The following is a 26,772-nucleotide window of genomic DNA, read 5'->3' as shown; positions in this document are numbered from 1 at the left end:
CTTTTATTTTTAATTAGGAAAAGCTCTTTTGCTTTTGCTACTGAACTCGAACTCTGAACCCTCCCGATAAAATCGGGATGCTCTACCAGCTGAGCTACGGAATCGGCCTTATAAATAAAAAGCGGAACGAATTCCGCTCATTTTTTTGTGATCCGCTTAGGATTCGAACCTAAGACCTACTGCTTAGAAGGCAGTTGCTCTATCCAGCTGAGCTAGCGGACCTGGATAACTACTTCTAGTTATAATTAAGTCGGGGTGGCAGGATTCGAACCTACGACCTCCACATCCCAAATGTGGCGCGATACCGGGCTACGCTACACCCCGAAACTTTAATTTTTAACTCCTTACAAGTTAAACTTGTGATCCCGCTGGGATTCGAACCCAGGACCCATACATTAAAAGTGTATTGCTCTACCAGCTGAGCTACGGAATCTTAAATCTTCCAAATTGACTCCCTGAGCTTGCTTTTTGCCAGATCATTGCCGTAATTGGACTGCAAATTTATGACTCTGAATTCTAAATGCAAAGCCTCAAATCAATCTTTCTTGCAAAACTTTCTATATTTTTTATCCTCTTTTTACAAAGTATTCATTGTCAGGCAAATGTACCCCAGCTTTTGGTAGCAGATTCTTTATTTAATCAAAGAAGCTATAAAGAAGCTATGGAAATCTATCAAGTCAACTTCCAATTAGGCGTTTATTCCCCATCCATGCTGCTGAAAATGGCCTTCATCTCTGAAGGAATTGGAGATAGTGAAAAAGCCACCTTATACCTGAGTAAGTATTACGACCTGAGTCCAAACCCTCAGACTATTTCCAAAATCAAAACCCTTACTGGACAATCTGAACTGGTAGGTTATGAAGTCAGCGACGGAATGAGATTTGTCCTTTTCTTGGTAGAATACCGAGAAATCATTGTGGGTTCACTCACTTTGTTTTTGATCATGTCATTGATCTTTTTATGGTCCAAAGGGAACAAGCTTACCGAAGCAAGATTTTATTGGCCTTCTGTAATTCTAATTTCGGTGATTTTCATGACCAATAATTTTTTGAAAGGCCCCAATACAGCGTTGGTTACTTCCAGCCCTACCTTGATTATGACTAAGCCTACAGCCGGGGGAGTGCCGGTTGATTTGGTCGAACCTGGTCATCGTGTAAAAATCCGATCTTCAAAGGATGTCTGGTATGAAATAGAATGGAAAGACCAAATAGCCTATATCAAAAAAGAGAATGTGACCAGGTTATAAAAAAAGAGGCTTCGGATATTCGAAGCCTCTTTCATGTTATAGTTTTTTAATCATCAGGTTTCGGTAATGTACCACATCTCCGTGATCCTGAAGGGCTATTTTACCTTTCTTATACTTACCAAAGCCCGGCATATCTTTAAACTTGCTTTTTGCAATCAGCGCTTCCCATTCAGGGGTGAAAAGCTGGGTGGAAACGATATTTACCCCATTGAGGTAAAAATCAAGTTTACCTTGGTTGACGATAATTTCAGCTTGGTTCCACTCTCCAGCAGGCTTCACCGTCTCTTCACTGCTGACGATTAGATCATATAAATCTCCTGCCCGGTGACTTACGATTTTGGCATCAGGATGTCCTGCATTGTCCAATACCTGCATCTCTGGACCGGTCTGCCAAGGGTATTGAAATTCAGGAGACTCGTGCACCAAAAAAATCACACCGCTGTTACCATTTGGCGCAATTTTCCACTCGTATTTAAAATGGAAATTTTCAAATTCCTCATTGGTCACAATATCTCCACCGTCACCGGTTTGCCAACCTGCTTTGTTTGCCGCATCAAGATAAAGTTCGCCATTTTCAATTTTCCAAGCTTTGCCAACTTCTCCACCACCATATTTTGACCATCCATTAAAAGTCTGGCCGTCAAAAAGTGAAATCCACTCTTCAACAGGGGCGACTACGGCTGTCGAATCTGCACTTGCGGTTTCTTCAGTTTTGGGCGCGGAGCAGGCTACTAATAAGCCTGCCACTGCCCAAATCGTAATTTTTTGTCTATTCATCGATTTTTACTTTTTCAAAAGCAATACATAGCGAACCATGTCTTTTGCATCTTCTTCACTCAGACCTGGATGGGCAGGCATAGGCACTTCACCCCAAACTCCAACGCCACCGGCAATCACTTTTTGCGCAAGCATGGTGATATTTTCCTCTGTGCTTTCGTACTTAGCCGCCACCTCTGCATAAGACGGTCCTACAATCTTGCGATCTACCATGTGGCAAGAAGTACAATCTGACCCTTTTACTTTCTCAAGACCTTTAATGTAAATAGGATCGTCTTTGTACTTGTCCTCAAGACTGACTTCCTGGGCCGGTGCTGCTGCAGGAGCTGAAGTTTCAGCTGTCGTTTCTGCTGCTTTTTCTCCACCTCCACAGGCGAAAGTAAGTCCTGCCACTGCCAGCAGGGCTAGGTTTAATGGTTTTGTAATTTTCATTGTTTATTTAGTTTGGGTATTCAAATTCCTAATACTTTTCTGTTGAACGCTTCATCTGCACCAGTACCTGCAAAATCATCAAAAGCCTTCTCTGTCACTCGTATAATGTGTGAGGCGATGAAAGGAGCACCTTCGGCTGCACCCTGCTCAGGATGTTTAATGGCGCATTCCCATTCCAACACAGCCCAACCACTGTAATTGTACTGCGAAAGTTTGCTAAATATTCCTGCAAAATCAACCTGACCATCACCCAAAGATCTGAATCTTCCGGCTCTTTCTACCCAGCCCTGGAATCCACCATAGACACCTTGCTTCCCTGTCGGATTGAATTCTGCATCCTTCACATGGAACATTTTGATGCGCTCATGGTAGAAATCGATAAACTGGAGATAATCCAGACACTGAAGTACGAAATGGCTTGGATCATAAAGAATGTTTGCTCTCTTATGCCCACCCACTTTGTCCAAAAACATTTCGAAGGTAATGCCATCATGCAGATCTTCTCCCGGATGAAGCTCATAGCACACATCCACACCTACTTCGTCGAACGCATCGAGGATAGGCTTCCATCTTTTCCCCAACTCGGTAAAACCTGTCTCCACCAAACCTGCAGGACGCTGAGGCCAAGGATACACGGTATGCCACATCAGGGCTCCTGAAAACGTAGCATGCGCGTTAAGACCTAAGTTGGCAGAAGCTTTGGCAGCATACTTCAATTGCTTGGTAGCCCATTCGGATTTCCCTTTGAGATCCCCCTTCAAATTGGCAGGGGCAAAGCCATCGAATAGTTCATTGTATGCAGGATGCACGGCCACCAATTGTCCCTGTAGGTGAGTGGAAAGCTCAGAAATCTCCATTCCTGCGTCCGCCACGATTCCTTTGATTTCGTCTGCGTAGGTTTTGCTTTCGGCAGCCTTTTGCAAATCAATCATCCGAGAATCCCAAGAAGGAATCTGAACAGCCTTGTATCCCAAATCAGCCATATAATGACTGATATTTTTAAGATTGTTGAAAGGCGCTTTATCATCCGCAAACTGCGCAAGGAAAATAGCAGGTCCTTTAATGGTTTTCATATGGTTTATGGGTTTAAATAGTTTGAGTAAAAGTTATTTTTCTACAATAAAAGGAGTCCATTTCAGATCCGACTTGGTACTGCGAAGCACATGGTCAATAAAAGCCATGCCCCGGATTCCGTCCTCTATGCCAGGATAATCCTCCCATTCCCACTTCGGCTTTTGGCCTGCACGGTCTGCATAAATGCATCGGGCAAAATTTCGGTACAAATTAGCAAATGCTTCGATGTAGCCTTCAGGATGTCCTGCTGGCGTTCGTGTATTTTCTTGCGCCAAAGAACCCAGATAACCGGTACCTGCCCTATAAACTTGCGCCGGGCCAGTTGGTTCTCTGAAAATGAGTGTATTGTTTAATTCCTGCTCCCACTCCAAGCCTCCTTTTTCTCCATAAACCCGAATCTTTAGGTTGTTTTCACATCCTGTGTCGGTTTGTGAAGCCATCAAGACCCCTGAGGCACCATTCTCAAATCGAAGCAACACCACTCCATCGTCATCGATTGGGCGTCCTTCGATTTTGATATAAAGGTCAGCACAGATATGGGAAACCTTTAACCCAGTCACGTACTCCACCATATTAAAGGCGTGAGTTCCGATATCTCCCATACAGCCAGCCAATCCATTTCTGTTGGGATCGGTTCTCCATTCTGCCTGCTTATTGTTTTCTGTTTCGAGAAGTTTGTAAAGCCAACCTTGAGGATATTCCACATATACTTTGCGGACATTTCCCAATTTACCGTCCATGACCATTTGCTTAGCCTGCTTGATCATGGGATAACCGGTGTAGGTGTGAGTCAGTAAAAATCTTCGGTCGGAATTCTTGACGATATGATAAAGCTCTTTTGCTTCTTGGTAATTCAAAGTCAAGGGTTTGTCCAAGGCCACATGAAACCCATGCTTTAGCGCTTTTACAGTGGGATCGAAATGGACGTTGTTTGGTGTAACGATCGCCACCACATCCATACGTTCCGATTCCGGCAGTTGGGACTCTTTCTCATACATTTCATCGTAACTGCCATAGACTCTGGCAGGATCGAGCATGAGTTCTTCCCCCTTTTGCATGGATTTAGCCGGATTGGAGCTAAAAGCTCCACACACCAATTCAAACATTCCGTCCATCAGAGCACCATTGAGGTGGATGGCTCCGATGAAGGACCCCGGTCCGCCGCCCACGAGGCCGAGTTTCAGTTTTTTAGCTGCTGACATAGGTCAAATGATTAGTTTATAGGTTAATTGAGTTTTCAAATTTTCAGTTTTGGTCGAAATTTCGGGGATTCATCCGCAAAGGAAGAGGGTTTATGATCAGTTGCATCATTGGGTTATGAGTGGCTTTGCCAAAACTTTTTCGCCCCTTTCTTAGGATTCTCAAATGAGATGCTTAAAATAGAGTAAAAACCCCAAATTCTAAATCTCAAGTGCTAAAATCACATTTTTCTAACCCAAAATCACCTATGCCATTCCCGATCAAGTTTCGCCTTTCTCTCATGATGTTTTTGGAATTTTTTGTTTGGGGCTCTTGGTACGTCACCATGGGGACTTTTCTTGGAACTAATCTCAAGGCTCAGGATCAGGATATTTCTTTGGCATTTTCAACTCAATCTTTTGGGGCGATTATCGCTCCTTTTATAGTGGGATTGATTGCCGATCGATATTTCCATGCACAAAAGATACTCGGAGTCATTCACCTAGTGGGAGCAGGATTGATGTATCTTCTTTACAACTCAGTGGATTTTGCGGGATTCTTTCCATTGATTTTGGCCTATATGATCCTTTTTATGCCCACGCTTGCACTGGTCAATTCCATCTCCTTTAATCAAATGACTAATCCTGAAAAGGAATTTTCCGTGATTCGGGTTTGGGGCACGATCGGATGGGTGGCAGCAGGAATGTTGATTTCCTATTTGGCATGGGATAGTCAGGCAGGAATGGCCGAAGGATTACTTAGAAACACCTGGCTTATGGCTGCTTTTGTTTCCATAGCATTGGGCATTTATAGCTTCACATTGCCTTCTACTCCTCCACGTGCCACAAGATCAGACACTTTCAAGCTTTCCGAAGTGCTTGGGCTGGATGCGTTGGCCATGCTGAAACATAAAAACTATGCGATTTTTTTCCTGTCATCCATCCTCATTTGCATCCCTTTGGCATTTTATTACCAGAATGCCAGTCCTTTTTTGACCGAAATCGGAGTAGAAAACTCCACGGGAAAAATGGCTTTAGGGCAGGTTTCCGAGGTATTATTTATGCTGGCTTTACCCGTTTTCTTTTCCCGATTTGGGTTGAAGAAAACCCTGATAGTAGCCATGTTGGCCTGGGCAGTGCGATATGGTCTATTTGCCATGGGTGATGCAGGCTCTGGAGTATGGATGCTCCTCTTGGGAATTGTCCTTCACGGAATCTGCTATGACTTCTTTTTTGTAAGCGGTCAGATCTACACCGATTACCACGCAGGGGAAAAATTCAAGTCTTCAGCACAGGGACTCATCACTCTCGCTACCTATGGAGTAGGTATGTTGATAGGCTTTTGGGCGGCTGGACTCATCTCTAACCATTACCTTGATCTGGCAGGAAATCACGACTGGAAGTCAATTTGGTTAATTCCTGCTGGGATTTCCATTTTGGTTTTGCTATTTTTCATCTCATTTTTCAAAACCGAGAAAATCAACCCTCAAACCTAAACCCAACCTAACCATGACATTCGATTCGGGCAGACGTGCTTCCTTCAAAAAAGTGATCCTCGGCAGTGCTGCTGTGGGATCCCTTACCTCCTTAGACTTCAAAGAAATGCAGCCTCTAAAGCTCAAAGGCAACATCAATCACGGCGTTTGTGCTTGGACCATGCCTTCTCTGAATTTGGATGAACTGTGTGTTGCCGTCAAGAAAATCGGATTCAATGCCATCGACCTAGTCGGACCTCAAGGTTGGGACACCTTAAAAAAACACGGTGTGGAATGTTCCATGTGTAATGGGGCCGAGCTGGGAATTCCAAAAGGATGGAACGATCCTCAATACCATGAACAACTGATCAAAAACTACACGGAACTGATTCCGCAGGTAGCTAAATACGGGTACAAAAACCTGATCTGTTTCTCAGGAAACCGTAATGGGATGGACGATGAAACCGGCATGAAAAACTGTGCAGAGGGATTGAAAAAAATCATGAGCGTGGCTGAAAAGCATGGAGTCATCATCCAGATGGAACTGTTGAATAGCAAAGTGAATCACAAAGACTATATGTGTGACCTCTCACCTTGGGGAGTAGAGCTTTGCAAAATGGTCGGAAGTGAAAATTTCAAGCTGCTTTTTGACATTTACCACATGCAAATCGATGAGGGAGATATCATTCGTAGTATCCAAACCAATCATCAGTATTTCGGCCACTACCACACCGCGGGTAATCCTGGCAGAAATGAACTGGACGAAAATCAGGAAATCAACTACCCCGCAGTCATGAGAGCCATCGTGGCAACTGGCTATAAAGGTTATGTTTCCCATGAATTCATTCCAAAATCTGAGGACAAACTGGCTGCATTGGCTCAGGCTGTTCAAGTATGTGATGTGTAACTAATTAAACCAAATACCATAACCTATGGCAAATGAAGCGTTTGACGCAATCGTAGTTGGGTCAGGGATTAGCGGCGGATGGGCCGCTAAAGAGCTGACGGAGAAGGGGCTGAAAGTATTGCTCCTGGAGAGAGGCCCAATGGTCGAGCACGTGAAAGACTACAAATCGGCTACTCTGGCACCTTGGGAAGTTCCTCACAGAGGAAGAAGAACCCAAGAACACCTTAACAACCACCCCAATCTGAAAAGAGACTATGTTCTCAATGAGCTCAACTTGGACTGGTGGGCACATGAAAGTGACTCTCCTTATGTAGAAGAGAAACCTTTCACTTGGTTTAGAGGATATCAAGTGGGTGGTCGCTCCTTACTTTGGGGCCGTCAGTCCTACAGATGGTCTGAGATTGATTTTGAAGCTAATGCCAAAGAAGGTATTGCAGTGGACTGGCCTATTCGTTACAAAGACTTAGCACCTTGGTATTCCTATGTGGAGAAATTTATCGGGGTTTCCGGTTCCAAGGATGGATTAGAGATCCTGCCTGACGGAGAATTCCAACCGCCTATGCCAATGAATTGTGTGGAAGAAGCAGGTGCTGCCAAGATCAAAGAACATTACAAAGGCGCAAGAACCTGGACGATCGGACGTCCTGCCAATATCACACAGCCTCTTCCCGGTCGCCCAGGCTGTCAGTACAGAAATAAGTGCTCCTTGGGTTGTCCTTTCGGTGGGTACTTCAGCACACAGGCTTCTACTTTACCGGCAGCACAAGCCACCGGCAATTTAACCTTGAGACCTTGGTCCATTGTTCGTAGATTGATCTATGACAAAGACACCCAAAAGGCGACTGGCGTAGAAGTACTTGATGCAGAAACCAATCAGACCATAGAGTACGATGCCAAGATCATCTTCCTATGTGCCTCTGCTTTCAATTCTACTGCGATCCTGATGAGAACTGCCACCGACATTTGGCCAGGAGGATTGGGATCAAGTTCAGGTGAATTGGGTCATAATGTGATGGATCACCATTTCCGATTGGGAGCTAATGGTACCTATGAGGGTTTTGAAGACAAATATTACTTCGGAAGAAGACCAACAGGACTATATATCCCAAGATTCAGAAATATCAATGGTGACAAGCGGGATTATCTCAGAGGGTTTGGCTATCAGGGGGGTGCAAGCCGAAGCGGCTGGAGCCGTGATGTAGCCGAGTTAGGCTTTGGTGCTCCTATGAAGGATGCGTTGACCGAGCCAGGACCATGGTCTATGGGCATCACCGCATTTGGCGAGATCCTTCCTTACCACGAAAACACCATCAAACTTTCGGATACAGTCAAAGACAAGTGGGGTATGGAAGCATTGGTGATGAACGCTGAAATCAAGCAAAATGAAATTAACATGCGTAAGGACATGATGGCTGATGCGGCAGAAATGCTGGAAGTGGCTGGATTCAAAAATGTGAAAACATTTGACGCAGGTTACACTTTCGGTCAAGGTATCCACGAAATGGGAACTGCCCGTATGGGACGCGACCCAAAAACCTCAGTCCTGAATGGTAACAATCAGGTTTGGGATGCGAAAAACGTATTTGTAACCGATGGCGCTTGCATGACTTCGGCAGCAGCTCAAAACCCATCGTTGACTTACATGGCGCTGACCGCAAGAGCAGCAGCTTTTGCAGTGGAAGAATTGAAAAAGAAAAACCTCTAATCTGACTAGGACATGACAGTAATGAACAGAAGAGATGCTTTGAAAAGCGTCGTACTCATGATGGGAGGTACTATGATCGGTGCCACCGCTATTTTGACCGGCTGCGCACCGGACACTCAGATCAAAGACCTGAATTTCACTCCGGATGATTTGGCGTTTTTGGATGAAATCGGAGAAACCATCATCCCGACTACTGATACTCCCGGAGCCAAGGCTACCAAAATCGGAGAATTTATGCAGATGATGGTGAAAGATTGCTACGATGCAGATCAGCAAAAAGCCTTTATCGACGGACTGAATACCCTTCGAAAAGATTTCAAGACCGAAAAAGGAACTGACTTCATGGAGGCTGCTGCAGAAGACCGACTGGCTTTCCTCAACGCTATGCAGGAAAAATTCAAAGCTAGTGGAGAAGAAAGACAGCCAATCGTAATCAATATGCTGAGAGATCTGACAGTACTTGGCTATTTCACTTCTGAAATCGGCGCTACCCAAGCACTTCGCTATGTGGAGACTCCGGGCAGATTTGACCCTTGTGTCGACTACAAAAAAGGAGATCGAGCGTATACTGGCTGATCAACAAGCAAAATAAACTCTTGCCTGCCCCTCACTTGGGCAGGCATTTTCATTCAATCCACCTATGAAAAACCAACGAAGAAAATTTATTCAGATGAGCACTATGCTTGGTATGGGCGCAGCGTTTATGCCACTTCAATTTTGCGCAGCACCCAAAAAGGAAGAGTCACTGGTAGAAACACCAAAATCCAAACTGGACAGATTTGGAATTCAGCTCTATTCTGTAAAAGAAGATATGGCCATAGATCCTGTTGCCACCATGCGTTCTCTGGCGGGATATGGATATAAGCAATTTGAGGGATTTGACGGAGGGAAAGGTATCCTTTGGGGAATGCAACCTGCAGAATTCAAAGCCTTGATGAGCGAAATCGGAGTAGAAATGGTCGCTTCTCATTGCAATGTATTTGAAAACCTGGAAGCACAGGCCCAGCAGGCTGCCGAAGTAGGCATCAAATACCTCATTTGCCCTTGGATAGGTCCTCAAAAATCACTGGAAGATTACCGTAAAATGGCCACTCAGTTCAACCAAATCGGTGAAAAACTGAAGCCATTCGGGATAAAGTTTGCCTACCACAATCACGACTACACGTTCGTAGAGCAGGAAGGCCAAATCCCACAAGATGTCTTGATGAATGAAACGGATCCCGCTTTGGTGGATTTTGAGCTGGATATCTATTGGTCCCATGTCGCCAATGTAAATACCAGCGAATATTTGGCTAAATACCCCGGCAGATTCAGACTTTGCCATGTAAAAGATGCCGAGGCTGGTACGGGAGATCCTCATCAGCGTGGGGTTTTGCTTGGCAAAGGTGAAATCCCTTATGCAGACCTAATCAAACAATCCAAAGAATTAGGTATGGAATATTTCATCATTGAACAGGAAAGATTCCCAACAGGTACACCCATGGAGGCCGCCCAAGCCAATGCTCAATACTTGGCTGCTTTGGAATTTTAGATCATTTCCTGATCACTGGCTTCCGACTTTCTAAAAAGAAGGAGAAACATCACTACCACCATAATGATCAGCAGAGCCACTTCAAATTGAGCCCAAATCTGGGAGCGATTGATTAGAACCTTGGCTTTGCTGATCAATTTTTCACCCTCTTCCAATTGGATTTTGCTAAGATTGTCCAAATCTTGCTGTGCCCGAGTAATTTTTTGATCATAGACCTTAACCTGATCGGTATTGACACCCGAAGAGTCTGTGTAGAGGAGATTATAGTTTTTGATATTAAGATCATTTTGGATGATCCTTTTGAAATCAGACAGGTAAGTCGCTTCCTGATCTGTCAGGTTGGTAGCTTCAAATTCGGCCACAATAGCCAAGATCTCTTTTTCGTGATTTGAGATCTCCTCAATCACTCTAGAGTAATCATAAGTTAAATCACAATGATCGACGAGCTTCTGAATCTTAAAAAGCTTTTCTGAAATCTTGAAAATATGCCCTTCTACCACCAGCCTGTCATTGTAGACCTCGGTAAAAGTACTGCTGATGCTTCTGAAAGATTGCCTTTCCAAGAGATTTTTCCCGTACAGCATGAGCAACAGGATTCCGATAATAATAAAAGCTCTTACTTTTCTTCTTTTCAGCACGGGATTTCTCATTAAGGTGAGTATTTCTAACTAAGGCGTTTTTTCTAAGTAAAAGACTATCTGACTAATTCCCAAAAAACCCATAGCATTTCAGGAAAATAAGCCTCACTTTTTATCAATCCGCTATATTGTCATAGACTCTGACGTAGTCTATTTCCATCCTTTGAGGCCAAATTTTCTCGTCCACCCCTTTTTGGCCACCCCAATTACCCCCGACAGCGATATTCAGAATTAAATGAAAGGACTGATCAAAAGGCCACTCTTGGTACTCTCCCCCCGTATTTTCAAAGGTGAAATATTTTTCTCCATCTATAAAAAAATCGATTTTATCGGCCTTCCAATCAATTGCATAGACATGAAATTCATCATGAAATGTCTCCACTTTTTTCTGAGCTCCTTTCTGGGTTCCTTTCACATGATTGAAAGCCTCGGTATGCACGGTACCATGGACTACTCCCGGATCAAAGCCCACATGCTCCATGATGTCAATCTCTCCATTTTTAGGCCAACCCCCAAAGCGATTTTCCTCAGGCAGCATCCAGATAGCCGGCCATGTGCCCACTCCCTCTGGTAATTTTGCCCTCACTTCAATATACCCATACTGCCAAGCTGCTTTTCCTTTGGATACTAGCCGGGCTGAGCTATAGCCTTTTGGCAAAGAGGAATCTGCATGAGCTTCAATAATCAAAACTCCATCTTCGATTCTGGCATTCTTTAAGGTTTCTTTGGAATAATACTGAAGCTCTTCATTTCCCCATCCATGGTCTCCGACATCATAGCTCCACCATTTTGGATTGGGAAGTCCATCTTGATCAAATTCATCTGCCCAAATTAGATTGGCCTTACCAAGACGCTGTGAATACGCGGGAATAGACAAATACAGGCATAGAAGGATAATAGAAAGCGTTTTCATAATTTTTGGGTTGAAGAAAAATACAAAACTTTCCTTGAAGGAGAAGGGTTGAATTCACAAAAGGTGACCGTATCGACTTTTCCTCCATGGATAAATTGTAATTTAGCAGCCAATATAAACCCAAAAGCATGGCCTATTACGTAAGAATGGGGCAAATTCCCCCCAAACGCCACATCCAATTCCGACAGCCTGATGGCAGCCTATACAAAGAAGAACTGGTAAGCTCGAAAGGATTTTCCGGGATTTACTCCAACCTCTACCATATTTATAATCCCAACGAAGTCAAATCCATCGGCACTCCCAAACCTTACCAATGGGAACCTGCCAAAGAACACGGCCTCAATCAAACTCATCTCAAAACTTCCGGAGTAGAAACGACCGGGGAAGATTACCTCAGCGCAAGGCGCATGCTCATGATGAACAATGATGTGATGATGGGTATTTGCGCTCCAAAGCAGCGTAAAATGGATTATTTCTTTAAAAACGCGGATGGAGACGAGCTGATTTACATCCACGATGGGGAAGGAGTGCTTTATTCTCAATTTGGCAAACTTGAAGTAAGAAAGGGAGACTATATCGTAATCCCGCGAACAACCATTTACCGGTTTGAATTTGCAGAACAGGGTCCGTTGAGGCTGTTGGTCATTGAGTCACACGGCCCCATCGAAACGGTGAAAAGATACCGCAATGAAGTGGGACAGCTGTTGGAACATTCGCCTTACTGTGAGCGGGACATCCGCCCTCCACATGAATTGCACATCGAAAGAGAAAAAGGAGATTACCTGGTTCAGATCAAAAAACAGGGGTTCTTGCATCAATATCGCTACGCACACAGTCCATTGGACATTGTAGGCTGGGATGGCTACCTCTATCCGTATGCGCTATCTATCCATGATTTTGAGCCAATCACTGGACGAATTCATCAGCCACCACCGGTTCATCAGACTTTCCAAGCTTGGGGATTTGTGATCTGTTCATTTGTTCCGCGCCTGTTTGATTACCATCCTTTAGCTATTCCTGCTCCATATAATCACAGCAATATCGACTCAGATGAAGTGCTTTACTATGCTGAGGGCGAATTCATGAGCAGAAGAGGGATCGACCGGGGATCCTTCACTATCCATATGGGAGGATTGCCACATGGTCCACATCCAGGAACAGTCGAAAAATCCATCGGAGCGAAAGAAACCCACGAATATGCCGTCATGCTGGATACACACCGCCCACTGTTCATTACCACAGATGCCTTGGAGTTTGTAGACAAAAACTACCCAATGAGCTGGACAGATTAAATCAAAAAAAGCCTGAATTAGAAAAAATTCAGGCTTTTTTATAATCCGAGAAATTTCAATTCATCTACCAGGGAAATTTCCTTATGCTTGAATTCCTGCCGGTCGATTAAGCTTTTTTCTGCCGAAAGCCTGTTGATGCTGACTGAGTGCACATGATAGTCCGGATCCCATGTTAAAAAATCTCCCAAATCCAATTCACGAAGTCTCTTGCCTATGTTTTGCTGAACTTGAAAAGTAAGCTGGTCTACTGAAATATTACTGGGAACCTTGGTCAAAAGATGAATGTGATCCGGAAGAATGCTGTGATACACCTGATGGGGAGTAAACTTTAGAGACAATTCATCCAAAACCGCATGAATAACCGGGATTAGTTGACCGGTAATAGCCCTTTCATGACCTGCGGTCCAAAATACCAAGTGAGTCCAGACATTTGAGGATGAATGAGGCATAATGAGAAATGAAAGGATCTAATTTAGGTATAAAAAAATCAAAGATCCTTTTGTTAGCCAAATAAAAAATTGACCTCAAAGTACTTATTGACATAATCCAGCAAATGCCTGAGATTGAAGTCAGTTAAGTACCCTGAGGTCTTCTAATTCAATTGGTTAAATCAATTGCCAATAACTTCCCGAATCGGCTGCCCGGTGGTTCCATTTGGCATTCGGATCTGAAGCAAGACAGCCAAAGTAGGAGCAATGTCCGTCACTGTGGTGTAGGCCGCACTCTTTCCGGGTTTGATTCCCCAGCCATAAAAGGCAATAGGGACGTGGGTGTCGTAGTTATAGCCTGAACCGTGTGTGGTGCCCCGCTGTCCTCCAACCAACCAGCCTGGCTCCAAAATGAGTAACACATCACCGGAAGCTTTATGGTTATACCCCATTTGAAGAAGTTTGGGCCGATTTTGAGAGAATTCTTGCCTTTTTAAATCGCTGGCGGTATATGCTTCTTTTACACCTTTGAACCTCAGGACAAACTCAGCAAAGTCTCTCTGCATTTGCTCAAGATTCATTTTCTTGGATCGAATCAGTTCATGGTTTAAGAAAATCTGCTCATTCGAAAGATTTGCTACCCATTCACCCTCTCCATACATGGCCATTGCAAAACCTTTTAATTGTCCCAAAACCATTCCTGTATTGAAATTACCTGCCGGAACTTTTTCACTGACCAAGTAGCTAGGCACTTCCGCTACGGCATGGTCTGCTGAAATGAATACCAGATAGTTGCCCTTTCCAAGGGTTTTATCCAAGTAGGAGAAGAATTTTTCCAGTTCTCTATCCAATCTAAGATAGGTATCCTCGACCTCTATCGAAGAAGGCCCAAACCGATGTCCGATGTAATCCGGGCTTGAGAAACTGACAGCAAGAAAATCGGTAACATCTCTTTGCCCCAATTTTTCACCCTCTATGGCCGCATACGCCATGTCCAATGTCAATGTATTCCCAAAAGGTGTAGAGGCTAAAAGTTCGTACCCTCCGTTATTTGCTTTCAGCGAATCAAGAATGTAGGGAAAGGTTGGAGTCTCCTTACCAATAAAAGGACCTTCAAAATTGTTGTTATCAGCCAGGCTGTTTACATAGCTTTCAATAGGGAATAATGGATTCCATGTTTCCTTGAGGTATTGATCGGGTAGTTTTTTAGCATTGAATGCTGCCACCCATTGAGGCAAAGAATCATAGTAAAAAGTGGACGTCATCCAGTCACCGTTATTCCCATCGTACCAATAAGCATCACCTGTATGACCGGCAGGCAAACTGGCTCCTCTGTCTTTTATTGCTATTCCGACTGCTTTGGCCCGCTTGCCTGTGGCAAATCTTAATTCATCTGTTATACTGGTTGTTAACATATTTCTTGGGCTGATGGCACCATTTTCAGGTGTTCCCCCGACATTGGTAACTGTTGAGTCCTCCGCACAGTAAATCATACGGTTTAGGGATCTTACATACCAATTGTTAGCAATGATACCATGAGTAGCCGGCGTAGTGCCCGTGTAAACGGAGGCATGTCCTGGTCCAGTGAAAGTGGGGATGTAGTTGTAATGACCGTTAGTCATCATAAATCCCTGATCCGTAAACCGTTTGAATCCACCCTCCACAAACCGATCAGAAAACCTATAGAGGTATTCCTGTCGCATCTGATCCACAATGATTCCCACCACCAGCTTTGGCTTTTGGGATTTCTCCTGGGCATTTACTCCTATGTGAAAACAAAGCACACCAAGGAGAACAATGAGAAAGTGTCTCATGAGTTAAATATTTTTTTCAAAGATAGGGATAATGCTTTTTTTGACAGTTAATTAGATGGTAAATAGGCTTCAAAGAGGACAATAAATGCCTTTTTGATTGCGAAATGAGAAGATTGTCCTAGCGATTTAAGTATTTTTACAACTATCTCGTGGTAGCCCACAACTTTCCATTCACAGGAAAAGGGAATTCCTCTCAATTATTGCACGCAGGATTTTCTTTTTTAGATTTAGGTAATGCAAAAAAAACTGTCCTTCCGACTTTTCTGCCCATTGGGCATATTGATTCTCTTGTCTGTGCATTCTCTGACTTTTGCCCAAGGTGCTTATATCCCTTACGACAGGGATTACTACCACAAGATCGAACGCTATGAAATTCTCCAAGGGAAAACCAATCCCTTTTTCAATACAGGCTACAAACCCTTTCGAAGAGACATAGTAGCCCAATACCTAGACAGTTTGGCTGAAAATCCGGAAGTGATACAGTCCAAAGCCGATCAGTTTAACCTTAACTACCTGAGTCAGGACTCTTGGGAGTTTTCCAAAAGGGAAATTCCCGGTTCAAAAAAGCCCTTCCTGAAATCGCTTTATCGAAGACAAGGTGATTTTGCCCATTATGAAGGTGAAGAATTCGGAATCCATCTCGCCCCTGTGATCTACCTGAGCGGAGGGACAGAGACCGACAATGAGCGTAATCCGGCCCGGTTGGCAAGAGGGCTTGCGCTTCGGGGTTCGGTAGATAAAAAAGTGGGGTTCTACACCTATCTGACCACTTCAGAGGTTTTTTTCCCTTCCTGGGTAAAAGACTATGCCGAGTATAATGGTGCAGTGCCGGGAGAGGGATTCTGGAAAGAATATGAATCTGACGGATACAGCTATTTTTCTGCACTGGGTCATGTGTCTTTTCAGATCACCAAACATATCGAAATACAAGTCGGACATGACCGAAACTTTGCTGGGGAGGGGTATCGGTCCTTTCAGATTTCAGATTTTTCCAATCCCTACATGTTTGTCAAGTTCAACACCAAAGTGTGGAAATTTCAGCTGACCAACCTGTGGACCCAAATGACAGCAGATGTTTTCTATAATAGAGGAAGGCCGACTGATGGACGCTATCCGCAAAAATATTTTGCTTATAACCGACTGGGCTTTAATGTGGGGAAGAATATGAATCTTGGATTTTTCTCCTCCATCATGACCGACAAGATCAATTTCAATTACTTTAATCCGTTCATTTTTCTTCGATGGGTAGAACAGCAGCAAGGCACACCGGACAAGGTCATGTTGGGAATAGACGGAAAGTGGATTTTTACTCCCGGTATGGAACTTTACGGACAGTTTGCACTGGATGAATTTGTTTTTAATGAGTTTTTTGAAATTGACGGAGAAGGCTCCAAGCGAAACAAATACGGGGCCCAATTGGGCTACAAGTATATCAATGTCTTAGGCCTGAAAAATCTGGATTTCCAATTGGAATGGAACCAAGCCCGGCCCTATACCTTTCAGGAAAAAGTGGACTACCAGTCTTATTCCAACTGGAGAACTCCCCTCACCCATCCACGAGGTGCAAATTTCAGAGAATTTGTGGGAATCCTTCGGTACCAGCCTTTGCCAAGATTGGATCTGAATCTCACCGGAATGTATCAATATTTTGGGGCAGACGAGAATGCTAATGTCAACTGGGGAGGAGATGTGTTGAAAAACCGCCTGGAAAACAGCCCCACAGGATTATTCGGAAATTATATCGGCCAAGGGATCGAAAACCGGGTGATTCAGTCCAATTTCACCGCATCTTATATGCTCAAGCACAACTTGTTCATCGATGGTTCTCACTATTACCGACGAAGAACAGCCCAAGATCTCAACAGCCCGGTAAGCAGCCATTACTTGCAGCTGGCAATCCGTTGGAATTTTGTCAGGCCTGATTTCAATTTCTAGCACCCCCCCACCAAGGTAATTTTACGTAACTTGCGGGCTGATTTATCCTTGTTGAATTAATGAAAACCTACCTTCGGATCCTTTCCTATGCCCGCCCTTTTGGAAAGTTTGTTCCGATCTATATTCTTTATGCCTTTTTGGCAATTGTATTTGGCTTGCTCAATTTCACTTTGCTCAAGCCGCTTTTTGATGTGATTTTTGAACAGGTAGAGCCTGAGAAAATGGAAAGGTTTCGGGCAATGCCCTCCTTTAGCTTCTCGGTGGACTACTTTACTTCTCTTTTCAATCACCGGTTTTTACTGGTCAGCGAAGCGTACGGGAAGTTTGGCACCTTGATTTTCGTATGCCTCATTATTGTAGGGTCTGTTTTCCTTTCCAACCTTTTCACCTATCTGTCGGGAGTGGTGTTGGCCAAGGTTCGCGCGGTGGTGATCAAAGGAATGCGCATGGATATTTTCGAAAAAGTCAGTGCATTGCACATCGGCTACTTTTCCAATGAGCGCAAGGGCGATCTGATGTCCAAGATGACAAACGATGTGCAGGAGGTAGAAAACACCATTGTTCAGTCACTCAGAGTGGTTTTCAGAGAACCGGCCACGATTCTGCTCTATTTTGCTGTACTATTTTTCATGTCTGTGAAGCTCACGCTTTTCACTATTTTGATCATACCTATCTCTGGAGCGATCATTGGAGGAATCACCAAAAGACTGAAAAAGAAAGCCATACAAAGCCAACAGTCTCTAGGCAGGATTGTCAATATTCTGGACGAAACACTAGGAGGCATGCGAGTTATCAAGGCTTTTAATGCTGAGCGGTTTGTCAGTACAAAGTTTGATCAGGAGACCGAGTACTATTCTCAGGTAAATGTCAGTATGGCCAAGAAAAATGAGTTGGCCTCTCCCATTTCCCAGTTTTTGGGTGTAACGGTTGTCGCAGGGATCTTAGTCTATGGGGGCAGTCTGGTGTTGAGTGGAGAGTCTGATTTGAGCGCTTCTGATTTCATTACCTACATCATCATTTTCACTCAGGTACTCAATCCAGCCAAAGAAATATCTCGGGCTGTCTCCAGCATTCAGCGTGGAATAGCTTCCGCTGAACGGATTTTCGAAGTCATAGACACCCCTAGCCAAATCCAATCTCCGCCTAAACCAAAGCCACTTTCAGGATTCCATGAATCCATCAATTTCAAAAAAGTAAGCTTTGCATACGAAGATCATTTGGTACTTAAAAATATTGACTTTTCCCTTAAAAAAGGCAAAACCATTGCTTTGGTTGGACCTTCAGGGGGAGGAAAATCTACCTTGGCGGATTTGGTTCCGAGATTTTATGACCCGACAGATGGACAGATTCTTCTGGATGGAACAGACCTCAGGGAGTTTTCCACCCATGAGTTAAGAAGTCTGATGGGAATTGTGACTCAGGAATCAATTCTTTTCAACGATTCCGTTTTCAACAACATTGCCTTTGGGATACACGGAGCCACAGAAGCCCAAGTCATCGAAGCTGCCAAAATTGCCAATGCCCATGGCTTCATTTCCCAACTGGAAAATGGCTACCAAACCAATATCGGTGACCGGGGATCAAAGCTTTCCGGAGGACAACGTCAACGTCTGAGTATAGCACGGGCGGTATTAAAAAATCCTCCGATATTGATTTTGGACGAGGCTACCTCTGCACTCGATTCCGAATCAGAGTTGCTTGTACAAGAGGCCTTGACCAAGCTGATGAGCAACCGAACCACCTTGGTCATTGCGCACCGGCTGAGTACCATCCAGCATGCGGATGAGATTCTGGTGATAGAGCGTGGAAAAATAGTCCAGCGCGGGACTCATACCGAACTGATGGCTACAGAAGGACTCTACCAAAAGCTTTCCAGTATCCAGTCTGTTTAATATCTTAGTGATCACCAAAGTTGATCTAGCAGTCATGAAAACAGTAGCCCATTATCTCCAACTCGCACTCCTGGCCTTTTTTCTGGTTTTTCTGATCTTTTTCATCTTCTTCGATACCCTGGGATCGGCATTTGGAATGGATCCGATTACTTCGGCTTCGATGGTCAAAGTGTTTCTCACGGGTTCCATTTTATTTTTGGCAGCCTGGGGGACAAAAGCGATTTATACCAAAGGACTGTTAGACCAAATCAAAAAAATGGAAATCGAGATGAACTCGGTCAAAGCCAAATTGTATGACTTGGAGCACCCCAAATCCACTCAAACTTCCAAGCCTATTCCTCAAAAAAATCAGGAAGAACCGATTGGCACGATTCGTCCCCGTCAAAATTTCACGGATCAATAAAGATTTAATTTTCACAATCGAGTATATTGAGGAGACCAAACCGTCTCCTTTTTTAATTCAATATGGTCGCAAAAACTTTTGGAAGTGCCGTATCCGGCGTGGATGCCAATCTCATCACCATCGAGGTGAATGTAGGCCAAGGCACCAGTTTCTTTATGGTAGGGCTGCCTGACTCCGCCGTCAAGGAATCCCAGCAGCGGGTAGAATCCGCCCTGAAATACTTCAACTACCGGATGCCCCGGCAAAAAGTAGTGATCAATCTGGCTCCGGCAGACATAAGGAAAGAAGGCTCAGCCTATGACTTGCCGATTGCTATGGGGATTCTCCAAGCATCCGAGCAGGTCAATTTTCCCGAACTCGAACGCTATGTGATCATGGGCGAACTATCCTTGGATGGAAATCTCCGCCCAATCAAAGGCGTTTTACCAATCGCCATCGAAGCCCGAAAACGGGGTTTCAAAGGGTTTATTCTACCCCTTGAAAATGCCAAAGAGGCTTCCATCGTCAACAACCTGGACATCATCGGAGTGGAGACACTCGATCAGGCAGTAGATTTTCTTCAGGGCAATCTTCAAATTGAGCCGCTTGTGACCGATACCCGGGAGATTTTTTACCACTCTTTGGATGACAATGAGTTCGACTTTGCCGATGTACAGGGACAAGAAAACATCAAGCGGGCCATGGAAATTGCCGCAGCAGGAGGCCACAATGTGATCATGATTGGTCCTCCCGGTGCGGGTAAAACCATGCTCGCCAAGCGTCTGCCTTCGATCCTTCCCCCGCTTTCCCTTCAGGAAGCCTTGGAGACGACCAAGATCCATTCCGTAGCAGGAAAACTAGGTAAAAATGCTTCTCTGCTTGCACAGCGGCCTTTTCGAAGTCCTCATCATACGATCTCTGACGTGGCCTTGGTCGGCGGAGGAGGCAATCCGCAGCCGGGGGAGATTTCCCTGGCGCATAATGGCGTGTTGTTTTTGGATGAACTTCCGGAGTTCAAGCGGACCGTACTAGAGGTCATGCGTCAACCCCTGGAAGAGCGAAAAGTCACCATCTCCCGAGCAAAAGTGTCCGTAGATTACCCGGCCAACTTTATGCTCATCGCCAGTATGAACCCCTGCCCTTGTGGCTACTACAACCACCCCGAAAAAGAATGCGTCTGCGGTCCCGGTATCGTGCAGCGCTACCTCAACAAAGTCAGTGGCCCCTTGCTTGACCGGATCGATCTGCATGTGGAAGTGACTCCGGTGAAGTTTGACGAGATGACCTCCACCCGCAAAAGTGAATCCAGCAAAGCGATCCGGGAGCGGGTGATCAAAGGAAGGGAAAGACAAAAGCTGCGCTTCGAAAACAATCCCGAGGTATTCTGCAATGCCATGATGCCTTCACACATGGTCAAGGAAGTCTGCCAGATCAATGAAGCCGGCAAAGCCCTTCTGAAAACAGCCATGGAGCGTCTCGGGCTCTCTGCACGAGCCTATGACCGAATCCTGAAAGTAGCCCGTACCATTGCCGACATTGCCGAAAGCGACAGCATCAAAGTCGAGCACTTGGCCGAGGCGATCCAGTACCGAAGCTTGGATCGAGAAGGCTGGGCGGGGTGAAAGGGGAGATTGGGAGATTTAGAAAATTAGAGATTGAGAATTCTCTAATCCCTACTACAATTTCCCCACACACCATTCACCAAAAAGCCATAGGATACCACCTGAGAGAGGGAAGCCATGACCTGATCGGGTATGATTGGGACAAAATCATGGATTTTGCATTATTGCAGTTCAAATGATCCATTTGGAACCCTAATTTCCTTACCCCGGTGAGGCTATTTTTTAGACTGGAAATTCTTTAATTTCAGTGACTTGTATCCCAACTCCCGCTATGAAGACCCGCATCATGCCATCCGGAATTCCCTTATTCCTTCTCCTAATTATTCTTGCGTCTTCCTGTCAATCCCCTTCTACCCCAGCATACCTAACCTTTGAAGATACCTCAGTAGCGGTCTATGGCCCTTATCGGGTCATCAAGCTCCCTATTGACAAAGGGGTGACCATCGTCAATCCGGTTCAAATTTCCCTTGGACCGGGCGGGTTGCTTTTTGCCGCCAACCAAAGCGGTGAGATCTACACCCTAAGAGATACGAATCATGACGGAATAGAAGACGAGGCCTTGCTTTTCGCGGATTTGAAAGAAATAGGGCTGCACTCTCCTGTTGGATTTACCCACAAAGGAGATACTGTATTTATAGGTACACGAAGTGAAATCAGGGCATTTAAAGATTTCGATCAGGACGGTAAAGCAGACACTTCTTGGACCTTTTTTGACAAAATGCCCGTCAGTGACCATCCCTACGAGTGGACCTCGGCACTTAGCGTGGGACCTGATGGCTGGATTTACTTTGTACTTACCACTGACTCCTTTAATCCTGGAGCTTCCCCTGACCCTCAAGGTTTGAGGGGATCGATTCTGAAAATATCACCGGATGGCAGTCAGTGGGAACAGGTAGCCACAGGCATCCGGTCGATCCATGGCATGGCTTTCAATCCTTCGGGAGACTTATTCTTCGCCGATAACAAGGGCGGAGGAAATGCCACCGAAGAACTTAACCTCCTACAAGTCGGAAAATTCTACGGGCATAATCCCAAGAAATACGAAGGCAAGTTTGATACGATCATTCCTCCGGTTTTTTCTTTGGAAAATGAAATTGCACCTTGAGGAATTGAGTTCAATGCACCAACCAATGACTTTGGAGGCACAGGAGGCAATCTTTTTGTCGCTTTCTATGGACCCGGAGAGCGATGGACAAGAGGCGGAGTGGGAAGAGTCGTGGTCGAACCATCTTCCAGTGGTTATTCTTTTCAGGAATTTCCCGTGGTGGATATTCCCAAGCTTTCTGATTTAGCTTTTGGGACTGACGGCTCCTTGTATGTGGCCCACCATGGGATCTCCGATTATTGGTACAATGCCGTAGAGAAAAAGACGGGGGGATTTTACAAAATTGTGTATGATCCTTCTTTGGAAGAAAAGAACCCTTCCCATAGAGAAATCCGAGAGCAAACCCTTTCCGAAGCCTCTCTTGAAAACGGAAAACAGCTTTTTGCCATACGGGCTTGCTCCGCTTGCCATGCAGTAGACGGGACCACCGAACTCTTGGGGCCCAACCTAAAAGGAATCGGGAAAGAATTTTCTCAGGAAGAGCTTTTAGAGGAAATCAACAAGCCCTCTGAGCGGATCAAGCCCAGCATGATCGCAGCAAGAATCACCAAAAAAGACGGGAAAGTATTACTGGGGAGGGTTGTCTACACGGACGAAAATACGGTCTCCATAATGCTGGTTGGAAATCACGTGGTCCAGGTTCCTAAATCAGAAATCAAGTCCAGCGAAGAGGATCTCAAATCCCTGATGTACGAAAATCTGCTTGCGGGTCTTTCGGAGGAAGAAATCAAAAATCTACTAAATTACCTTTCGAGTCTATAAAATAAGAGACGTAACCCCTAGAGTTCATACACATTGCCTTCGGCACACATCTCTATTTCAAATCCAAAATTTCCCTCTCTTACGGCGTCCCTGTACATGGATTCGATTTGTTCATCTGTTCGGGTAGGTTCATGGTGAAAAATGGACAGTTTTTTCACCTTACACATATTCGCAAAAAGTAGGGCATCCCTAATGGACGAATGCCCCCAGCCCATTTTACCAACATATTCTTTGGAGGAATAAGCCCCATCGTGAAAAAGCAAATCTGCCCCATTAGCAATTTCAAATCCACTGGTCCATTCCGGATCATGGGGAAAATCGGAAGAACCCAACATGACCTCATGATCGGGAATATAGGCCAATGTCTTTTGATTGGCAGTCAACCGATACCCTAGGGTAGGTCCTGGATGGCATAAAAACTGGGAAAGGATCTTGATTCCTCCTATTGAAAATTCCTCATCCCCCAATTCATGAACTTCGGGATGCATAGGCAGCTCACTAAGCTTCACAGGAAATAAAGGAGGAGAAAAATATCTCCTCAACCGGTGAAGCAGAGGTTCTTGGCCAGTAGATGGGCCCCAAAGGTGGACTTTGACATTGGGATTGTAGAGTGGCTGAAAAAAACCCAATCCCATGGTGTGGTCTATATGCAAATGGGTGAGCAAAATATGAACCTCTTTGACCGTGGGCCCTAAAAACCGGCCTAACCTCATAATTCCGGAGCCCGCATCAAGTATGATACATGTATCTCCTTCGGTGACTTGTATACAGGAAGTATTGCCTCCATACCTATAATTTTCCGGACCAGGTGCGGGCAATGATCCCCTACAACCCCAAATTCTGACTTTCATACTTCGTGAGATTTCAAAAAAATCGCCATGGCTCCCAAAAATCTCTTAGTCCTACCCACAATAGGAAAAGTACTGACAGAGATATAGCTGCGTATTCCGGTCAGACTATCCACATAAAATTCTCCATTTGCAGGAATTTTCGTGGAGAGGGTTTTCACTAAGGGCAAAGACTCGGGAGTAAGTGGATTACCGTCTTGGTCTGTAGGTTTGAAAATGGTAGCCCATTCTTCCAATCTCATTCCACCTGTTTCATTAAACTTCAACCCAAAAATCTCTTCGGCAGGTTCATTGTAGAATAGGAGATTCCCTTCAGGATCTACCAGAAACATGGGGAGATTCAAACTATCTCCAAACTGTCTGGCCAAAATCAACTCTAGTGGCTGTGCAGGCATTGAACAAAAAGTTTTGGGTTTAAAGTACGTATTAAGTTACAGAAACTAATTTCAAAATTTTTCTTATCGACAGAAAAAAATCTCCCGATTGGACAACATACCTCTTTATTATTCTACGCCTTTGGAAAAGATGTTTTTTTGGAAGATTTCATACAAATGGAAAAGGGCAAAAAAGCAATAGTAAATTCTACCAAAATAGATTTTCATCTTAGTTTTTTTTGATTCCGGTGTCTTAAAAAAGAGAATCATCTTGGTACAACAAATCCAAACCGCTATGAAAACTTTACTCCTCTTACTTCTATTTGCCTGGATCGGACCTATACAGTCCTTAGTAGCCCAGCAGGACTCCAACAAATTCCTGATTGAAGAATATCTACAACAAAGTGAAAAACAGAAAAAGGCGGGATGGACATTTATCGGAGTCGGTGCCGCAGCAACAGGGTTAGGGTCTCTTCTGGCGTTAACTTCAGATGATTGGGATAGTGCGGGGTTTGGGACAGGGTTGGTTCTCTTTGTCGGAGGTGGAGCAATGATGGTGATAGGAATACCCATATTGATAAGCTCCTCTGCAAAAGCAAGGAAAGCTGGAAAATTAAGTTTGGGAGTCGAAACAGTAAGGACAATACAGCCCAACATGAATTTTTCTGGAAAAACAGTTCCTACAGTCACCCTTTCTTTTCCATTAAACCAGTAGAAAAATGAAAAAACTATTGATAACAGTCCTGATCATTGGAGTTCCATTTTTGGTAACCGCCCAAACTCCCAATCCACTTATCACTTCTGCCGATCTAATGAAGAAAAGTGATTCTCAATTCACCGGTGGAATAATCTTTGTAAGCACAGGAAGCGCACTTATCCTTGCGGATGCTTTTCACCAAAGCACGGGGCCGGGTGATGGCACAATGTCTCTCATAGGGGCGGCATTGGTCATAATTGGAGTTCCTTTGGTGGTAGCATCGGGGAATAATGCCCGATTGGCAGCCAAACTTTCCCTAAAAAACCAATCCATACACCAACCTTCGATCATCCCGGGACAGCCCAGAAATATCCCTTCCCTTAGCCTGAAAATCCCCCTTTGAGGATTCTCAGGCCATTTTTTCTGATTATTTTTTCAACTTTTCAAATAGCCAGTTATCTGACTTGGCTCCTTGCTCCGGATAGGTCCAATGCCCGGTCTCAGGCACTACAAACACTTCCTTAGGAGCCTTGATTTGATTGTAGGCCGAATAATAGGAAGTAGGCGGGCAGGTATCGTCATTATATCCCCAGGAATAAAACCCTGGAGTCTTTAAAATTCTGGCAAAATTTACCACATCATAATATCCGATCGTCTCTACGGCTTTTGGAAAATTGTAATACTTCCGGTTGCTTTCGGCAAACATATGAGGCCATCCTCCTGCCCTTCCATGCAAATAGCCAGTCATATCGCTCATTGCTGGATAAAAGGCAGACAAATACTTTACCCTGGAATCTAAAGCTGCCGTTACGATGGATAAAGCTCCTCCCTGACTTCCTCCCTGAACGGCCAAATTTTGACCGTCAAACTGAGACATTGAAACCAAGAAATCCACCGCCCTGATGCAACCCAAATAGACTCTCTTGTAATAGTAAATATCCTTGTCCTGAATATTAATATTCCAGTATCCATTGAGCGCTCCACTGGATAGATTGGAATATACTTCGGGAGCCAAGTCTATGGGAATCCCGTGAATTCCGATTTGTAGGACAATGGCTCCTTTTGCCGCTTTTGCCAAATCCCCGGCATAAGGCCGTATACCTGCCCCCGGCACCTGAAGGATCGCAGGATATTTTCCTGATTGCTTGGGCATCGTCAATACTCCATACACGCGACTATTGCCAATATTTCGAAAATTGACATGATACACATCCACAGCATCAGTACTTCGCTCCGGGATATGAACCATTTTGGGTTCCAAAGGAATTTTCTCCAACTCAGCTTTGGCCTCGCTCCAAAATGCTTCAAAATCTTCCGGCATCTTTACGGTAGGTTGGATTTTTTCAGGTTCAAAAGCGGCTGTTCCTAAGCCTCGATATTCTTTTCCATCGATAGTTGCAAATACCTCACAGCGCAAAAATCCGGGATTTTTCATCCCCTGAGCGGAAATGATAGCCTTGCCCTCTTTCAGTTCAAGACTTCCTTCCTGAATGGGATTCATCTTCTCTTCCTTCACGAAAAACCGGACATTTTCAACAGGTACCGGCCGGCCTGACTGGGTCACCGAAACGATGAATTCGACCTTTTCGCCCAACGAATAAACCCAACTTGGCCTATCAGGTGAAACGGTAATATCCAGAAACTGCCTTGGGATTTGGGCGAATGAAAGCTGGATGAATCCTAAGAAGAATAGACTTAAGAGAAAAACCCTCTTTTCAGTGATTTTGGCAATTGAACAATTCATG

Annotated in this window: 26 protein-coding genes and 3 tRNA genes; 15 read left to right on the top strand and 14 right to left on the bottom strand. The window is 44.6% G+C overall.

Annotation, left to right across the window (positions count from 1 at the left end; all coding sequences use genetic code 11):
• Positions 1-148: 148 nt before the first annotated feature.
• The 3 genes from DDT91_RS10795 to DDT91_RS10785 all read right to left on the bottom strand — a co-directional run bounded on the left by DDT91_RS10795 (position 149) and on the right by DDT91_RS10785 (position 433).
• Positions 149-222 (bottom strand) — tRNA-Arg (locus DDT91_RS10795).
• A gap of 28 nt (positions 223-250) precedes the next feature.
• Positions 251-324, bottom strand: a tRNA-Pro gene (locus DDT91_RS10790).
• Between the two features lie 36 nt (positions 325-360).
• Positions 361-433 (bottom strand) — tRNA-Lys (locus DDT91_RS10785).
• 228 nt (positions 434-661) lie between these two features.
• On the opposite strand from DDT91_RS10785, the gene DDT91_RS10780 reads away from it, so the two are divergent.
• Complete coding sequence (locus DDT91_RS10780) at positions 662-1,246, top strand: hypothetical protein (protein ID WP_370539313.1); 585 nt, start codon at positions 662-664, stop codon at positions 1,244-1,246.
• 36 nt (positions 1,247-1,282) lie between these two features.
• On the opposite strand, the gene DDT91_RS10775 is transcribed toward DDT91_RS10780, so the two are convergent.
• The 4 genes from DDT91_RS10775 to DDT91_RS10760 are packed head-to-tail and all read right to left on the bottom strand — an operon-like array spanning position 1,283 to position 4,731.
• Positions 1,283-2,023 (bottom strand): DUF1080 domain-containing protein, encoded by a 741-nt coding sequence (locus tag DDT91_RS10775; RefSeq protein ID WP_187176193.1) that lies wholly within the window; start codon positions 2,021-2,023, stop codon positions 1,283-1,285.
• Positions 2,024-2,029: 6 nt separating this feature from the next.
• Complete coding sequence (locus DDT91_RS10770) at positions 2,030-2,455, bottom strand: c-type cytochrome (protein ID WP_187176192.1); 426 nt, start codon at positions 2,453-2,455, stop codon at positions 2,030-2,032.
• 20 nt (positions 2,456-2,475) lie between these two features.
• The gene (locus DDT91_RS10765) at positions 2,476-3,528 is read right to left on the bottom strand and encodes a sugar phosphate isomerase/epimerase (RefSeq protein ID WP_187176191.1); all 1,053 of its coding nucleotides are present in this window, start codon (positions 3,526-3,528) and stop codon (positions 2,476-2,478) included.
• Positions 3,529-3,561: 33 nt separating this feature from the next.
• Positions 3,562-4,731, bottom strand: a complete 1,170-nt coding sequence (locus DDT91_RS10760; RefSeq protein WP_187176190.1) for a Gfo/Idh/MocA family protein — start codon at positions 4,729-4,731, stop codon at positions 3,562-3,564.
• Between the two features lie 245 nt (positions 4,732-4,976).
• Between DDT91_RS10760 and DDT91_RS10755 the strand changes: the two genes are divergently transcribed.
• From DDT91_RS10755 to DDT91_RS10735, 5 genes are all read left to right on the top strand, one after another.
• Complete coding sequence (locus tag DDT91_RS10755) at positions 4,977-6,203, top strand: nucleoside permease (protein WP_187176189.1); 1,227 nt, start codon at positions 4,977-4,979, stop codon at positions 6,201-6,203.
• Between the two features lie 13 nt (positions 6,204-6,216).
• Positions 6,217-7,089 (top strand): hydroxypyruvate isomerase family protein, encoded by an 873-nt coding sequence (locus DDT91_RS10750; protein ID WP_187176188.1) that lies wholly within the window; start codon positions 6,217-6,219, stop codon positions 7,087-7,089.
• 25 nt (positions 7,090-7,114) lie between these two features.
• Positions 7,115-8,794 carry a GMC oxidoreductase gene (locus tag DDT91_RS10745; RefSeq protein WP_187176187.1) on the top strand — a complete coding sequence of 560 codons (1,680 nt, stop codon included), beginning with the start codon at positions 7,115-7,117 and terminating at the stop codon, positions 8,792-8,794.
• A gap of 21 nt (positions 8,795-8,815) precedes the next feature.
• Entirely contained in the window at positions 8,816-9,370 is a 555-nt protein-coding gene (locus tag DDT91_RS10740) for a gluconate 2-dehydrogenase subunit 3 family protein (protein ID WP_187176197.1), read from the top strand.
• Positions 9,371-9,434: 64 nt separating this feature from the next.
• Entirely contained in the window at positions 9,435-10,325 is an 891-nt protein-coding gene (locus DDT91_RS10735; RefSeq protein WP_187176186.1) for a sugar phosphate isomerase/epimerase, read from the top strand.
• On the opposite strand, the gene DDT91_RS10730 is transcribed toward DDT91_RS10735, so the two are convergent.
• On the bottom strand, positions 10,322-10,975 hold the full coding sequence (locus DDT91_RS10730; protein ID WP_255502080.1) for an MCP four helix bundle domain-containing protein: 654 nt from the start codon (positions 10,973-10,975) through the stop codon (positions 10,322-10,324). The two genes, DDT91_RS10735 and DDT91_RS10730, sit on opposite strands and share 4 nt — an antisense overlap.
• Before the next feature lie 103 nt (positions 10,976-11,078).
• Complete coding sequence (locus DDT91_RS10725) at positions 11,079-11,876, bottom strand: family 16 glycosylhydrolase (RefSeq protein WP_187176185.1); 798 nt, start codon at positions 11,874-11,876, stop codon at positions 11,079-11,081.
• A 128-nt stretch (positions 11,877-12,004) separates the two neighbouring features.
• Between DDT91_RS10725 and DDT91_RS10720 the strand changes: the two genes are divergently transcribed.
• Positions 12,005-13,168 carry a homogentisate 1,2-dioxygenase gene (locus tag DDT91_RS10720; protein WP_187176184.1) on the top strand — a complete coding sequence of 388 codons (1,164 nt, stop codon included), beginning with the start codon at positions 12,005-12,007 and terminating at the stop codon, positions 13,166-13,168.
• Between the two features lie 38 nt (positions 13,169-13,206).
• Here DDT91_RS10720 and DDT91_RS10715 read toward each other — a convergent pair whose 3' ends face one another.
• Together DDT91_RS10715 and pafA are read right to left on the bottom strand one after the other, a co-directional pair.
• The gene (locus DDT91_RS10715) at positions 13,207-13,617 is read right to left on the bottom strand and encodes a transposase (protein WP_187176183.1); all 411 of its coding nucleotides are present in this window, start codon (positions 13,615-13,617) and stop codon (positions 13,207-13,209) included.
• Between the two features lie 161 nt (positions 13,618-13,778).
• Positions 13,779-15,410 (bottom strand): alkaline phosphatase PafA, encoded by a 1,632-nt coding sequence (pafA, locus tag DDT91_RS10710; RefSeq protein WP_187176182.1) that lies wholly within the window; start codon positions 15,408-15,410, stop codon positions 13,779-13,781.
• Between the two features lie 234 nt (positions 15,411-15,644).
• Between pafA and DDT91_RS10705 the strand changes: the two genes are divergently transcribed.
• The 6 genes from DDT91_RS10705 (at position 15,645) to DDT91_RS20640 (ending at position 23,108) form a co-directional block, all read left to right on the top strand.
• The gene (locus tag DDT91_RS10705; protein WP_255502079.1) at positions 15,645-17,345 is read left to right on the top strand and encodes a hypothetical protein; all 1,701 of its coding nucleotides are present in this window, start codon (positions 15,645-15,647) and stop codon (positions 17,343-17,345) included.
• A gap of 59 nt (positions 17,346-17,404) precedes the next feature.
• On the top strand, positions 17,405-19,237 hold the full coding sequence (locus tag DDT91_RS10700) for an ABC transporter ATP-binding protein (protein ID WP_187176181.1): 1,833 nt from the start codon (positions 17,405-17,407) through the stop codon (positions 19,235-19,237).
• 34 nt (positions 19,238-19,271) lie between these two features.
• A complete protein-coding gene (locus DDT91_RS10695) occupies positions 19,272-19,640 on the top strand; it encodes a hypothetical protein (RefSeq protein ID WP_187176180.1) in 369 nt (122 codons plus the stop codon).
• A 62-nt stretch (positions 19,641-19,702) separates the two neighbouring features.
• Complete coding sequence (locus DDT91_RS10690) at positions 19,703-21,241, top strand: YifB family Mg chelatase-like AAA ATPase (protein ID WP_187176179.1); 1,539 nt, start codon at positions 19,703-19,705, stop codon at positions 21,239-21,241.
• 271 nt (positions 21,242-21,512) lie between these two features.
• Positions 21,513-22,346, top strand: coding sequence for a sorbosone dehydrogenase family protein (locus tag DDT91_RS20645; protein ID WP_255502078.1), 834 nt, complete (start codon positions 21,513-21,515; stop codon positions 22,344-22,346).
• A gap of 99 nt (positions 22,347-22,445) precedes the next feature.
• A complete protein-coding gene (locus DDT91_RS20640; RefSeq protein ID WP_370539311.1) occupies positions 22,446-23,108 on the top strand; it encodes a c-type cytochrome in 663 nt (220 codons plus the stop codon).
• A 17-nt stretch (positions 23,109-23,125) separates the two neighbouring features.
• On the opposite strand, the gene DDT91_RS10680 is transcribed toward DDT91_RS20640, so the two are convergent.
• The gene (locus DDT91_RS10680) at positions 23,126-23,959 is read right to left on the bottom strand and encodes an MBL fold metallo-hydrolase (protein ID WP_187176178.1); all 834 of its coding nucleotides are present in this window, start codon (positions 23,957-23,959) and stop codon (positions 23,126-23,128) included.
• A complete protein-coding gene (locus DDT91_RS10675; protein ID WP_187176177.1) occupies positions 23,956-24,351 on the bottom strand; it encodes a PAS domain-containing protein in 396 nt (131 codons plus the stop codon). The genes DDT91_RS10680 and DDT91_RS10675 overlap by 4 nt, the downstream gene beginning before the upstream one ends.
• Positions 24,352-24,625: 274 nt before the next feature.
• On the opposite strand from DDT91_RS10675, the gene DDT91_RS10670 reads away from it, so the two are divergent.
• Complete coding sequence (locus tag DDT91_RS10670; protein ID WP_187176176.1) at positions 24,626-25,045, top strand: hypothetical protein; 420 nt, start codon at positions 24,626-24,628, stop codon at positions 25,043-25,045.
• Between the two features lie 4 nt (positions 25,046-25,049).
• Entirely contained in the window at positions 25,050-25,430 is a 381-nt protein-coding gene (locus DDT91_RS10665; RefSeq protein WP_187176175.1) for a hypothetical protein, read from the top strand.
• Between the two features lie 24 nt (positions 25,431-25,454).
• Here DDT91_RS10665 and DDT91_RS10660 read toward each other — a convergent pair whose 3' ends face one another.
• On the bottom strand, positions 25,455-26,771 hold the full coding sequence (locus DDT91_RS10660; protein WP_187176174.1) for an acetylxylan esterase: 1,317 nt from the start codon (positions 26,769-26,771) through the stop codon (positions 25,455-25,457).
• Position 26,772 lies beyond the last annotated feature (1 nt).

The sequence above is a fragment of the Algoriphagus sp. AK58 genome (assembly GCF_014324365.1).
Taxonomy (GTDB): Bacteria; Bacteroidota; Bacteroidia; order Cytophagales; family Cyclobacteriaceae; genus Algoriphagus.
This window is presented reverse-complemented; position numbering and strand designations above follow the sequence as displayed.

What these genes read in the sequence shown, in the direction of transcription:
- DDT91_RS10665 (WP_187176175.1), top strand. Translation starts at nt 25,050, where the DNA reads ATGAAAAAACTATTGATAACAGTCCTGATCATTGGAGTTCCATTTTTG.
- DDT91_RS10690 (WP_187176179.1), top strand. Translation starts at nt 19,703, where the DNA reads ATGGTCGCAAAAACTTTTGGAAGTGCCGTATCCGGCGTGGATGCCAAT.
- DDT91_RS10725 (WP_187176185.1), bottom strand. Translation starts at nt 11,876, where the DNA reads ATGAAAACGCTTTCTATTATCCTTCTATGCCTGTATTTGTCTATTCCC.
- DDT91_RS10700 (WP_187176181.1), top strand. Translation starts at nt 17,405, where the DNA reads ATGAAAACCTACCTTCGGATCCTTTCCTATGCCCGCCCTTTTGGAAAG.
- DDT91_RS10660 (WP_187176174.1), bottom strand. Translation starts at nt 26,771, where the DNA reads ATGAATTGTTCAATTGCCAAAATCACTGAAAAGAGGGTTTTTCTCTTA.
- DDT91_RS10750 (WP_187176188.1), top strand. Translation starts at nt 6,217, where the DNA reads ATGACATTCGATTCGGGCAGACGTGCTTCCTTCAAAAAAGTGATCCTC.
- DDT91_RS10755 (WP_187176189.1), top strand. Translation starts at nt 4,977, where the DNA reads ATGCCATTCCCGATCAAGTTTCGCCTTTCTCTCATGATGTTTTTGGAA.
- DDT91_RS10740 (WP_187176197.1), top strand. Translation starts at nt 8,816, where the DNA reads ATGAACAGAAGAGATGCTTTGAAAAGCGTCGTACTCATGATGGGAGGT.
- DDT91_RS20645 (WP_255502078.1), top strand. Translation starts at nt 21,513, where the DNA reads ATGAAGACCCGCATCATGCCATCCGGAATTCCCTTATTCCTTCTCCTA.
- DDT91_RS10770 (WP_187176192.1), bottom strand. Translation starts at nt 2,455, where the DNA reads ATGAAAATTACAAAACCATTAAACCTAGCCCTGCTGGCAGTGGCAGGA.
- DDT91_RS10775 (WP_187176193.1), bottom strand. Translation starts at nt 2,023, where the DNA reads ATGAATAGACAAAAAATTACGATTTGGGCAGTGGCAGGCTTATTAGTA.
- DDT91_RS10735 (WP_187176186.1), top strand. Translation starts at nt 9,435, where the DNA reads ATGAAAAACCAACGAAGAAAATTTATTCAGATGAGCACTATGCTTGGT.
- DDT91_RS10780 (WP_370539313.1), top strand. Translation starts at nt 662, where the DNA reads ATGGAAATCTATCAAGTCAACTTCCAATTAGGCGTTTATTCCCCATCC.
- DDT91_RS10720 (WP_187176184.1), top strand. Translation starts at nt 12,005, where the DNA reads ATGGCCTATTACGTAAGAATGGGGCAAATTCCCCCCAAACGCCACATC.
- DDT91_RS10760 (WP_187176190.1), bottom strand. Translation starts at nt 4,731, where the DNA reads ATGTCAGCAGCTAAAAAACTGAAACTCGGCCTCGTGGGCGGCGGACCG.
- DDT91_RS10765 (WP_187176191.1), bottom strand. Translation starts at nt 3,528, where the DNA reads ATGAAAACCATTAAAGGACCTGCTATTTTCCTTGCGCAGTTTGCGGAT.
- pafA (WP_187176182.1), bottom strand. Translation starts at nt 15,410, where the DNA reads ATGAGACACTTTCTCATTGTTCTCCTTGGTGTGCTTTGTTTTCACATA.
- DDT91_RS10745 (WP_187176187.1), top strand. Translation starts at nt 7,115, where the DNA reads ATGGCAAATGAAGCGTTTGACGCAATCGTAGTTGGGTCAGGGATTAGC.
- DDT91_RS10715 (WP_187176183.1), bottom strand. Translation starts at nt 13,617, where the DNA reads ATGCCTCATTCATCCTCAAATGTCTGGACTCACTTGGTATTTTGGACC.
- DDT91_RS10695 (WP_187176180.1), top strand. Translation starts at nt 19,272, where the DNA reads ATGAAAACAGTAGCCCATTATCTCCAACTCGCACTCCTGGCCTTTTTT.
- DDT91_RS10705 (WP_255502079.1), top strand. Translation starts at nt 15,645, where the DNA reads ATGCAAAAAAAACTGTCCTTCCGACTTTTCTGCCCATTGGGCATATTG.
- DDT91_RS10730 (WP_255502080.1), bottom strand. Translation starts at nt 10,975, where the DNA reads ATGAGAAATCCCGTGCTGAAAAGAAGAAAAGTAAGAGCTTTTATTATT.
- DDT91_RS10670 (WP_187176176.1), top strand. Translation starts at nt 24,626, where the DNA reads ATGAAAACTTTACTCCTCTTACTTCTATTTGCCTGGATCGGACCTATA.
- DDT91_RS10675 (WP_187176177.1), bottom strand. Translation starts at nt 24,351, where the DNA reads ATGCCTGCACAGCCACTAGAGTTGATTTTGGCCAGACAGTTTGGAGAT.
- DDT91_RS10680 (WP_187176178.1), bottom strand. Translation starts at nt 23,959, where the DNA reads ATGAAAGTCAGAATTTGGGGTTGTAGGGGATCATTGCCCGCACCTGGT.